At 61.4% G+C, this 10,966-nt stretch carries 11 protein-coding genes; 7 read left to right on the top strand and 4 right to left on the bottom strand.

All coding sequences use genetic code 11. The features are described 5' to 3' along the window. Positions 1–107: 107 nt before the first annotated feature. Positions 108–1,106 carry an adenosine kinase gene (locus tag ABWP22_RS12950; protein ID WP_353200394.1) on the bottom strand — a complete coding sequence of 333 codons (999 nt, stop codon included), beginning with the start codon at positions 1,104–1,106 and terminating at the stop codon, positions 108–110. Between the two features lie 71 nt (positions 1,107–1,177). Here ABWP22_RS12950 and ABWP22_RS12945 point away from each other — a divergent pair, with 71 nt between their 5' ends. Both ABWP22_RS12945 and ABWP22_RS12940 read left to right on the top strand, forming a co-directional pair. Beyond that, on the top strand, positions 1,178–1,894 hold the full coding sequence (locus tag ABWP22_RS12945) for an EI24 domain-containing protein (protein ID WP_353200393.1): 717 nt from the start codon (positions 1,178–1,180) through the stop codon (positions 1,892–1,894). A gap of 135 nt (positions 1,895–2,029) precedes the next feature. Beyond that, a complete protein-coding gene (locus ABWP22_RS12940; RefSeq protein ID WP_353200392.1) occupies positions 2,030–2,566 on the top strand; it encodes a hypothetical protein in 537 nt (178 codons plus the stop codon). Between the two features lie 170 nt (positions 2,567–2,736). Here ABWP22_RS12940 and ABWP22_RS12935 read toward each other — a convergent pair whose 3' ends face one another. The 3 genes from ABWP22_RS12935 to ABWP22_RS12925 all read right to left on the bottom strand — a co-directional run bounded on the left by ABWP22_RS12935 (position 2,737) and on the right by ABWP22_RS12925 (position 3,597). After that, positions 2,737–3,051, bottom strand: a complete 315-nt coding sequence (locus ABWP22_RS12935; RefSeq protein ID WP_353200391.1) for a type II toxin-antitoxin system RelE/ParE family toxin — start codon at positions 3,049–3,051, stop codon at positions 2,737–2,739. Then, complete coding sequence (locus tag ABWP22_RS12930) at positions 3,048–3,293, bottom strand: CopG family ribbon-helix-helix protein (protein WP_353200390.1); 246 nt, start codon at positions 3,291–3,293, stop codon at positions 3,048–3,050. Before ABWP22_RS12930 ends, ABWP22_RS12935 begins: the two co-directional genes overlap by 4 nt. 82 nt (positions 3,294–3,375) lie before the next feature. Next, positions 3,376–3,597 (bottom strand): hypothetical protein, encoded by a 222-nt coding sequence (locus ABWP22_RS12925; RefSeq protein ID WP_353200389.1) that lies wholly within the window; start codon positions 3,595–3,597, stop codon positions 3,376–3,378. A 121-nt stretch (positions 3,598–3,718) separates the two neighbouring features. Here ABWP22_RS12925 and ABWP22_RS12920 point away from each other — a divergent pair, with 121 nt between their 5' ends. The 5 genes from ABWP22_RS12920 (at position 3,719) to ABWP22_RS12900 (ending at position 10,261) form a co-directional block, all read left to right on the top strand. Beyond that, the gene (locus ABWP22_RS12920) at positions 3,719–4,927 is read left to right on the top strand and encodes an acyl-CoA dehydrogenase family protein (RefSeq protein WP_353200388.1); all 1,209 of its coding nucleotides are present in this window, start codon (positions 3,719–3,721) and stop codon (positions 4,925–4,927) included. Positions 4,928–5,096: 169 nt separating this feature from the next. After that, positions 5,097–6,212: an acyl-CoA dehydrogenase family protein gene (locus ABWP22_RS12915; RefSeq protein ID WP_353200387.1), complete on the top strand. Its 1,116-nt coding sequence runs from the start codon at positions 5,097–5,099 to the stop codon at positions 6,210–6,212. A 154-nt stretch (positions 6,213–6,366) separates the two neighbouring features. Next, positions 6,367–7,887, top strand: coding sequence for a cryptochrome/photolyase family protein (locus ABWP22_RS12910; protein ID WP_353200386.1), 1,521 nt, complete (start codon positions 6,367–6,369; stop codon positions 7,885–7,887). A gap of 537 nt (positions 7,888–8,424) precedes the next feature. Continuing rightward, positions 8,425–9,078, top strand: a complete 654-nt coding sequence (locus ABWP22_RS12905; protein WP_353200385.1) for a hypothetical protein — start codon at positions 8,425–8,427, stop codon at positions 9,076–9,078. Beyond that, positions 9,068–10,261: a helix-turn-helix domain-containing protein gene (locus ABWP22_RS12900; protein WP_353200384.1), complete on the top strand. Its 1,194-nt coding sequence runs from the start codon at positions 9,068–9,070 to the stop codon at positions 10,259–10,261. The genes ABWP22_RS12905 and ABWP22_RS12900 overlap by 11 nt, the downstream gene beginning before the upstream one ends. The last annotated feature ends 705 nt before the right edge of the window (positions 10,262–10,966 follow it).

Below are 10,966 nucleotides of genomic sequence, written 5' to 3'. Positions count from 1 at the left end.
AACGCCAAACTGACCGAATAAAAATCCCAAACGTCGGATTATGCAACGATCCCCTTCCAGGGGAGGTGGCGAGCAAAGCGAGGCGGAGGGGTGGCCGCCCTCCTCATTCACCCCAATTTCGCCGCCACCAGCGCCGCCAGATCGGCATCCGGCCGCGCGCCGAAGTGGGAAATCACCTCCGCCGCCGAAATGCAGCCCATCCGCGCGCAATCGGGCAGGGTGCGGCCCTGCACCAGACCCGCCAGAAAGCCGCCGGCAAACAGATCGCCCGCCCCAGTGGTATCCACCACCTGCGCCACCGCTTCGCCAGGCACTTCATACCGGTGGCCGCCGCCCACCACGACGGCACCCTTGGCGCTGCGGGTGACGACCGTGATGCAGGCGTGGCGCGACAGCTCGGCCATGGCGGCATCGAGATCGTCGGTCTCGTAAAGCGCCTTCACCTCATTCTCGTTGCCGAACATGATATCGACATGGCTTTCGAGCAGATCGCGGAAATCGCCGCGATGGCCGTTCACGCAGAACACATCGGAAAGCGTGAAGGCGACCTTGTTGCCCGCCGCGCGCGCCACCTTGATCGCCGCCTGCATGGCGGCCCGCGGCGCCGCCGGATCCCACAGATAGCCTTCCAGATAGAGGATGCCCGATGCCGCCACCAGTTCGGCATCGAGATCGGCCGCATCCAGTTCCTGGCAGGCGCCGAGATAGGTGTTCATCGTGCGCTCGCCATCCGGGGTCACCAGAATCAGGCAGCGGCCGGTCGGGCGTCCGCCCGTGGCCGGCGCGGTGGCGAAATGCACACCGGCGGCGCGAATATCGTGGGTGAAGAAATCGCCGAGGCTGTCAGCCGCCACCCGGCCGACGAAGGCGGAGCGCACGCCCAATCCAGCGGCACCCGCCACCGTGTTGGCCGCCGAACCGCCGCTGATCTGCCGGCCGGGGGCCATGGCGGCATACAGCGTTTCGGCCTCGGCGGCGTCGATCAGGCGCATCGAACCGTGCGGGATGCCGCGGTCGATCAGGAAAGCCGGCGCCGCACTGCTGATCACGTCCACAATGGCATTGCCGATGGCAAGAATGTCGAAACGGCGGGCGATATTGGTCATGCGAAGCTCCTGAACAGATACGCGTCGCATAGCCGCTTGCCCCCGCCCTGCACAGTGCCTAGCGAAGAGTCGTGCCCGCAGCTTTGATCCTGGCCTTCGCGCAATTGTGGGATGCCCCCATCCGCCGGGTGCTGCTGCGCGCGCTGTTCTTGACGCTCATGCTGTTCGGCGTGCTGGCGTGGGGCATCTTCGCCGGCGTTTCCATGGTCGAAACCGCGGGCTGGCCGGGCTGGCTGCAACGCTTCTGGGCGGCGGGCGCGGGCAGTGCGGCGGCCTTCATCCTCTCCATGCTGCTCACCTGGCTCGGCTTCACCAGCATCGCCACCGCCGTGATGGCGATGTGGCAGGATGACATCATCATCGCCGTCGAGCAGCGTTACTACCCCAACGCCAAGGGCCACGCGCTCGGCCTGGGCGTGGAACTCGCCATGGGCGGCCGCGCCGCAATGCGCGTGGCGCTGATCAACCTGTTGCTGCTGCCCGCCTATCTGCTGCTGCTGGTCACCGCCGTCGGCCCGCTGTTCCTGTTCATCATCGCCAACGGCTGGGCCCTGGGCCGCGAATATCTGGAGGCCGTCGCCGCCCGCCACGTGCCCCTGGGCGAATCACGCGCCTGGCCGGGGCTGCACAAATGGGACTCCTGGGGCATCGGGCTGGCGACGGCGCTGCTGTTCGCCGTGCCGGTGCTCAATCTGGTGGCGCCAGCGGTGGGCCCGATGATGGCAACGCACTTGTTTCATCGTGAGCGCGAGGCGGAGCGGGCGGCGCAAGTGAAGAAGGCAGAATAGCCTCCGGCGGGCAGGGGCTGAGCCCCTGCACCCACTTTACCTACTTTATAAACGTCTCCATGCTCAGCTTGTGTTTAGCAGCAGCCTTCTTAGAAGCGTTGAGCTGCGTTGTATGACGAATGTCGGAGTACAGAAATGCAGGACTGGCTAACTACGATAGCTAGCGTGACTATTGGCGGCCTTATTGCGGCCGTCTCGACCTGGTTCAATGATGGTCGGATTACCAAGCGAGGGCGGGAGCGACGCAAAGAAGAACGAAACGAGCGGTTGATCGCTCGGAACAATGAATTTCAGAGGGAAACCCTACTTGCTCTTCAAGTGGCCTCCCAGAAATTGATCCGCAATGCTGGTGCATCTCTCCATCAAGACATAGTTGCCCATAGAACGACCGGGAAATGGCATAAACAACCGCTTCCCAACGGTCTATCTGATGAACAAATGGAGTTAACGACGCAAGTAATGTTACTGGCTAATCGAGTTAGAGACGATCAGGTCCGCCAACTTGTTGATGAATTTCGAATTCGGCTGAATCACGTGTTTCAAACAAGCGGCGAAGTTGAATCCGAATTCATGTTGTTATCAGCCGGCTCGATTCAAGGGCCGCTCTTAGACCAAATTGGTCAAATTCTAAGGGACTTGGACAGTGCGGATAAAGATATTTCTTCGCTATAGTGTGTTGGCCGGCGCGGCGGGCAATGAGTCGAAGCCTGCGGCGCTCTAATATGCGGCCATCCCGCCCGAAAACAAAAGTGGGTGCAGGGCCTCAGGCCCTGCCCGCCGGAGGCCGCTTATTCCTTGCTGATGAAGGCGGTTGCCAACTGGCAGCCATGCCGCAAGGCGCGTCACTCATCCGATGGCCATGCCTCATCTGGCCAGTTCCGTGCCGTATGGATCACGCGCAGGATCGCGACGGCTTCACGCGCGTCGCGCGGGATGATCTCATATGCGATGATGTAAGGCAGGCCGGTTACGGATTTCTCGTACGTGCCGGTAACGCGGCCCGGTCGCCCCGTCGCAAAGTCTTCCAGCCCGGCCGCAGCCGCGCGCAATCGATCAACAACCCGGCCGGCAGCCACCGGATCGTCGGCGGCAATGTAGATCAGTTGCTTCTTGAGATCATCGAGCGCGTCCCGTGACCAGAGAACCGGCCGGTTCACCGGTCGCGGTCACGCCCGGCAACAGCAATGGCGGCCGCCAATTCGGCAAAGGCCGCATCGTTGGTGACCAGATGACCGGCAGCGACGTCTGCGCGCGCGCGCGTGATGCCGTCGATGATCGCCTGTTCCCTGTCCAGATAGCGGTCGACCGCTTCAGCCGCCAGAAAGGATCGGCTGCGGCGCGTCTCGCGCGCCAGCCGGCCGAGGCGTTCCTTTGTTTCGGCCGTTACCCTGATGGTCATGGTCGTCGATGCCGCCACCGCGAACCTCCTGTGCCAATTTGTACACAAATTAGCACAGCCAATGTTTCGGTGCCAGTTGCCGCTAGAAAATCCCGCCACCCATGAACAGCCGGAACGCGCCGATCGCGATCACCACCAGGTTGAGATTGCGCCCCGCATTGCTGCTCGACAGTGCGCCCAGCCCCAGGCCGACCATCGCCAGCGGGATGACCGCCCAGTTCGCCCAGCCGAGGAACGGCAGGAAGGCGAATATCGCCAGCCCGAGCGCGCCGAGGCCGATGAACAGGGAGAGGAAGTTCAGCATGGATCCGATGTGGGAACAGCGAGCCGGAGGCACAAGGTGACGCTGTGACAAAACTCGCAGGCTTGTGCGGGCTTCGAATCGGGTTTACGTAAACGTCAACCTGTGAGCTGGGGAGTAGAACATGGACCTGAATTTCAGCGCCGAAGACGTGGCCTTCCGGGACGAAGTGCGCGCCTTCATCCGCGATGCCTATCCGCAATATCTGCACGACAAGATCGACGAAGGCGAGGAAATGGCGAAGGAAGATTTTCTCGCCTGGCACAAGGTGCTGCATGAAAAGGGCTGGATCGTCCCCGCCTGGCCGGTCGAATATGGCGGCACTGGCTGGACCGCGACGCAGCGTTATATCTGGTCTGAAGAAACCGCCCGCGCCGATACCGTGCGGCTGATGCCGTTCGGCCTGTCGATGGTCGGCCCGGTGATCTACACGTTCGGGACGCCGGAGCAGAAAGCCAAGTTCCTGCCGCGCATCCTTTCCGGTGAGGATTGGTGGTGCCAGGGCTATTCGGAGCCGGGCGCCGGGTCCGATCTCGCCAGCTTGCGCACCCGCGCCGAGCGTTTCACCGGTGAGGACGGCAAGGAATATTACCGCGTCAACGGCCAGAAGACCTGGACGACGATGGCGCAGCACGCCGATTGGGGCTTCTTCCTGGTGCGCACCGACACCACGGCCAAGATCCAGGAAGGCATTTCCTTCCTGCTGATCGACATGAAGACGCCGGGCATCACCGTGCGGCCGATCATCACCCTGGGCGGCGAGCATGAGGTCAACGAAGTCTGGCTGGAAGACGTGATCGTGCCGGTGGAAAACCGCGTGTTCCACGAAAACAAGGGCTGGACCTGCGCCAAGTTCCTGCTGGCCCACGAACGCACCGGAATCGCCGGCGTCGCCGCCTCCAAGCGCAACGTGGAGCGCATCAAGGACGTGGCGCGCAAGACCGAAGACGGCGGCGAAGCGCTGCTGTCCAACCCGTTCTTCAAGCGCAAGGTTGCCGAGCTGGAAGTCGATCTGGCGGCGCTGGAATATACCGAACTGCGCACGCTGGCCGGCGAAAGCAGCGGCAAGGGCCCCGGCCCGGAATCCAGCCTGCTGAAGATCAAGGGCACCGAAATCCAGCAGCGTCTGACCGAACTGGCGCTGGAAGCCGCTGGTTCCTATGGCGCGCCGTATTTCCGTTCGATGGGCGAAGGCGACAACAGCTTCGCTGTCGGCCCGGACAGCGCGCGCCGCGTGGCCCCGGTGTATTTCAACATGCGCAAGACCAGCATTTACGGCGGGTCGAACGAAATCCAGCGCAACATCATCGCAAAGATGGTGCTGGGACTTTGACTTAAACCCCTCTCCCCTTGCGGGAGAGGGCGACTCGCGCGCCAGCGCGGCGGGGTGAGGGGTCACCCACTTCCAGTTGAGGACCCCTAACGTGCCGCCTTCGGCGTCTCTCGCCCTCTCCCGCCCAAACTACTATTGGGGGAGAGGGTTAAAAACTTGGGGACGGACCATGGATTTCAACTTCACCGAAGAACAGACCATGCTGCGCGACACGCTTTCGCGCTACCTGGCGGACACCTATAACTTCGATGCCCGGCAAAAGGTCGTGCACGGCGGCAAGGGCTGGAACCCGGCCGTGTGGCAGGCTTTTGCCGAAGAGCTCGGCATCCTGGGCGCACCGTTCAGCGAAGCGCATGGCGGCCTGGGCGGCGGCGTTGTGGAAAATATGGTGGTGATGGAAGAAATGGGCCGCGCCATCGTGCTGGAACCCTATCTGTCCACCGTCGTCATCGGCGGCGGCGCGCTCAAGCATGTCGGCGGCGGCGTGGCGGATGCGGTGATCCCCGGCATCATCGGCGGCACCACCCGCATCGCCTTTGCCGCCTATGAACCGCAGGGCCGTTATTACCTCAACGATCTCACCACCACGCTGAAGGGCGGCCAGTTGAATGGCCACAAGGCCGTGGTGGACGGCGCTGCCCACGCCACGCATCTGCTCGTCACCGCGCGCACCGGCGGCGCCCAGCGTGACGCGGGCGGCATCGCCCTGCTGCTGATCCCGGCCGACGCGCCCGGCATCACCCGCCGCGATTATCTCACCGTGCACGGCACATCGGCTTCGGAAGTCTATTTCGAAAACGTGTCCATCGGCGCCGACCATGTGCTGCGCGAGGAAGCGCTGCCGCTGATCGAACAGGTGGTTGACGAAGCCACCGCCGCCCTGTGCGCCGAAGCCTGCGGCGTGCTGCGCGTGCTGCATGCCTCCTCGCTGGATTATGCCAAGCAGCGCAAGCAGTTCGGCAAGGCGATCGGCGATTTCCAGGTGATCCAGCACCGCCTGGTCGACATGTTCATGGAGGTCGAACAGGCCGTTTCCATGACCATGATGGCCACGCTGAAGCTCGACACCGACGAACGCGCCGCCGCCGTTTCGATGGCCAAGGCCAAGGTCGGCAAGGCCGCCAAGTTCGTCGGCCAGAACGCCGTGCAGATCCACGGCGGCATCGGCATCACCCAGGAACTGGCCGTCGGCCATTATTTCAAGCGCGCGACGCTGATCGAAAACCAGTTCGGCAGCGTGGATTTCCACCTGTCGCGCTACGAAGGCATCGCGCTGGCGGCGTAGACCCACCCCCAGCCCCTCCCGCACGCGGGAGGGGAGCAGCAAGTGCAAGCGCCACCCCCCTCCCCTCCCGCGTGCGGGAGGGGCCGGGGGTGGGCCGCGCCGCGCGACACCGCTGCGGGTTGCCACGCACGACGACCGCGCCGAAACGGTCGCGATGACCACCCTCGTCCCCCTCCTCGGCGATCAACTCTCCCACAGCCTCGCCAGCCTGCGAGCGATCCCGAAAGACGCCATCATCCTGATGATGGAAGTGGCCGCGGAAGCCACCTACGTCCCCCACCACCCGCAGAAAATCGCGCTGTTCTTCAGCGCCATGCGCCATTTCGCCGACGAACTGCGCGCGGCCGGCTGGCAGGTGGACTATATCCGCATCGACGATCCCGACAGCAGCGGCGATTTCGCCGGCGAAGTCGCCCGCGCCGCCATCCGCCACAAGGCCACGCGCATCGTCACCGTGGCCGGCGGCGAATGGCGCGTGCTCGATGATCAGCAAAGCTGGGGCGAAATCACCGGCCTGCCCGTGGAAATCCGCGATGATGACCGCTTCCTCTGCCCCATCGATCAGTTCGCCGCCTGGGCCAAGGGCCGCAAACGCATGGTGATGGAGGATTTCTATCGGCTGATGCGCCGGCAGACCGGCCTGTTGATGGATGGCGATCAACCGGTGGGCGGCCAGTGGAATTATGATCAGGAAAACCGCAAATCCGTGCCCAAGGGCCATAAATTCACCCCGCCGCTGCGCTTCGCCCCCGATGCGATCACCGCCGATGTGATCGAAACCGTCGCCGCCCGCTTCGGCAATCATTTCGGCAGCCTGGCCGGCTTCGGCTGGGCGGTGACGCGCGCACAGGCGCTGGCCGCACTCGATGATTTCATTGCGCACCGGCTGGCCGGCTTCGGCGATTATCAGGATGCGATGGTGACGGGGGAGGATGTGCTCAACCACAGCCTGCTCTCCCCGGCGCTCAACCTCGGCCTGCTCTCCCCATTGGAAGTCTGCCAGGCCGCCGAAGCCGCCTACGTCGCCGGCACCGCGCCGCTGAACGCCGTGGAAGGCTTCATCCGCCAGATCCTCGGCTGGCGCGAATATGTCCGCGGCCTCTATTGGTTCGCCGGCCCGGATTATACCGCGCGCAACCACCTGAACGCCACGCGCCCGCTGCCCGCGCTGTTCTGGGGCGCCCCCACCGATCTGAAATGCTTGGGCACCGCCGTGGACGCCACGCGCCGCAACGCCATGGCCCACCATATCCAGCGCCTGATGATCCTCGGCAATTTCGCCATGCTGGTCGGCACCGATCCGGGCGAAGTCCACCTCTGGTATCTCAGCGTCTATGCCGACGCCATCGAATGGGTGGAGGCCCCCAACGTCATCGGCATGAGCCAGTTCGCCGACGGCGGCCTGATGGCCACCAAGCCCTATGCGGCCGGCGGCGCCTATGTGAACCGCATGAGCAACCACTGCAAAAGCTGCAAATACGACGTGAAAATTCGCACCGGCCCGAACGCCTGCCCGCTCAACAGCCTCTATTGGGATTTCCTCGCCCGCCACGAAGCAGCGCTCAGTAACAACCAACGCCTCTGGCGCATGTACGACGGCTGGCGGCGCTTCTCGGAAGAGGAACAGGTGCGGATCAGAGCCCAAGCCGCCACCTTCCTCGCCACCCTCGCCTGACCCCCACAATCCTCCCCTTCCAGGGGAGGGGGACCGCCGCAGGCGGTGGAGGGGTCCCACCATCACCCCCCCATCGGAGGACCCAAATGCCCAAGCGCACCTCCCCCACAGACGCACACGACATAACCCAGGCCGACGACCTCCAACACGCCGTCCCAATGAACCTGACTTCAAACGCGAAGCCTGGCGCGCCAACCCCACCAAAGCCCGCCGCAGACAACGCCGCTACACCGGCCTGCTGACGCGCGAGTTGCTGAAACAAGGCGGGGTTTCGGAAGAGGAAGAGTAAGGGGGCCTCCGGCGGGCAGGGGCTGAGCCCCTGCACCCACTTTCGTTTGGGGCGGCGCTTCACACCCAGCAGAGCGCCAATCGACTCCCCTCCCGCTTGCGGGAGGGGCTGGGGGTGGGAAGTCGCTTCAGGCACCACCTCATGCAGCCGGCGTCTCCGCATCCACAAGCTTCCGCAGAATTTCGGTTGACAAATCGGCCCGTTTTTCAGATATGGTTGCGTTACCCCATCTGATAAAAAGAGCCCTCATGCAGATTGTGAGCCCCCACCTTTTTCTGCAGGATCAGTTTCCGAAGCAATTCTGGCCACTGATTCCCTCGACCCTCAGAACTGCCTATGATGCTGCGAAGCTGCTCGCGGCAGAAGAGCCGATCCTCCAGATAGAGACGGCCTTGGACAATCACGGCCGATTAATTTCATGGGCAGTTGATCTGGGCTTCAAACGCTTGATTGAAAGTGGTCGCCTTCCGTTTGATTTCCGATGGAGGAGCTTCGCCAAGCCAACCGGGCGCTATCTCGAAATCAGGTTGCCACACTCTGTTCTGTCCATAAGTCAGGTGTCAGACTCGCAAAATCAACCCCGCAATGTCGAGTTTCGCCGGAATGGCCGCCTGAACAACGAGCCTTACTTTGATTTGCCGGAATTCGAATCGGAACAACAGGTTCGCGGCTTGCCGCATTTGCTGATCACTCACGGCCACCAAACGCTTGAATTTGCACACCTCGGCGTTCCGCATCCCATCCATAGTCGCGGCTTCCGTTATCAATCGCCAAACCTTATGCAGATGCCGCACGAGCTTGCAGATGATCTTCCGCCGGCTGAAAACACCGACACCGATTTTGAAGCTCTTGGCCTGCTAAAGCAGGACTTGGAGCAATGGCAGAAAGATAATGACGATTAACAATAATATTCTGCACTTTCCAGGTGCCGCCCGAGACGATGGTTTCGGGCGGCGCTTGATTCCGGGTAGACTGACCGAAGCGCGGACTGCGGTTGGTCTCAACCAGACCGAGTTGGCGGCAATGATTGACGTCAGCCGACAGGCGATTTCATCTTATGAACAGGGAGAGAAATTTCCTGAGCCAAGCACTATGAACTCAATCGCAAATGCGCTTGGGCAACCCATTAGCTATTTCGTTGCCGAAGCCCCAGCCACGTTTGGGCCTCACAGTACGAATTTTTTCCGCAAGGTCGGAGCGGATACAAAAAAACGAAACTTAGCTTGTGCCGTATATGCGCGCTGGTTTGCACAAACTGCATATTCTTTCGATGAGTACGTTAATTTTCCAATTGTCGATTTGCCCTCTTTTGAGCCTTCTTGCTCTTCGACGTCTCGTTACAACGAAGATGAGATTGAAGATATTGCCGAAACGGTACGTGGTCATTTTGGCCTAGGTCTTGGTCCCATTTCTAACGTTGTACGACTCCTAGAATCTAAGGGTACAATTGTATGTCGGCTAGAGATGCCTGGTGAGAAAGTTGAGGCTTTTTCGTTCTGGAGCGGTGGCCGACCATTTGTTTTTCTAGCATCCGATAAAAGCAGTGGCGCACGCGCACGCTTTGATGCGGCGCATGAACTTGGGCACTTGGTAATGCATCGTTGGCTCGGCACAGAGGAAATCGAAGACAAAGACCGACTTAAAGAAATAGAAGCTGAGGCTGACCGGTTTGCCAGCGCATTTCTATTACCACGAAAATCATTTACTAATGAAGTATATTCTCCGCGCCTTCTAGCATTCGTCGAGCTCAAGAGGAGGTGGAAGGTATCCATTCAAGCAATGATTTATCGCTGCAAGCATCTTGGATTGTTTGATGATCAGCAGGTGACAAATCTCTATAAGCAGATTTCCTTTAAGAAATGGAGAACTGTGGAGCCGCTAGACGGCGAAAATGGCCTGCCTCTGGAGCAGCCTTTACTTCTTGGTAAGGTGGCCGATCTTGTTTTGGGATCTGGTTTGCTTGCTCGTGATGAACTTCTGGCTCGACTTAGGCTGTCACCAAATATCGTTGAACGGCTTGCAGGTTTACAGGCGGGAGCACTTACTGGTGAACCGGTCTTTGATGTGCTGCCGTCTCTGAAGTAATTAGCCCTTCATGCCTTAGGGAACCAAGCTGAACGAAAGCGGGTGCAGGGGCTCAGCCCCTGCCCGCCGGAGGCCGCCTTCTTGGTTCTCTGTCCTAAACGGGCCGGGCCAGCCACGCAGCCGCACCCTACCGCTGCAGCAGTTCGATCTTCGCCCCGGCTGGTCCTTCGATGAAGATCACTCTTGTTGTCGCGCCGCGGGCTTCGATGCCGCTGAGCGGGCGGATGGAGGCGGCGCGCAGTTGGTTTAGCAGGGGTTCCAGGCTGGGGTCTGTCCTACAGGGCGGAAATCATGCCATGCTCCTGCGCAGGCGGCGGCCTGTTCCGGCGTCGAACATGTGGCACATGGTGTGCCGGAAAAGCGCCAAAAGCGGAACCTTTGTAACCTTGTAAAACACAATTGTTGGATTGCCTGGCGGCATGGCGTGGCTTTCTGGTTCGGCGAGACTTTTCAGCCGGGCCCAACCAGAGTGGGTGCAGGGGCTCAGCCCCTGCCCGCCGGAGGCAGTCTTGCTTGGTTCTCTGTCCTGCACGGGCCTTGTTTGCCATGGTGGCCGGGCTTTGGATTGGGGCCGGCGGCGGGGCTGGTTTTTTTGGAAAACGGCGGTTTTACAACGCCCAATCCCGCCGGATTTGGCAAAGGTGGCAAAACTGGCGCGTCTTTCGACAGGCTCAGGATGAGCGGGGTGGGGGTGTTGGGACGATG

The sequence above is a fragment of the Sandarakinorhabdus sp. genome (assembly GCF_040398665.1).
In the GTDB taxonomy this organism is placed as follows: domain Bacteria; phylum Pseudomonadota; class Alphaproteobacteria; order Sphingomonadales; family Sphingomonadaceae; genus Sandarakinorhabdus.
The sequence above is the reverse complement of the archived record's forward strand: the minus strand, read 5'-3'. Positions and strand labels throughout refer to the sequence as shown.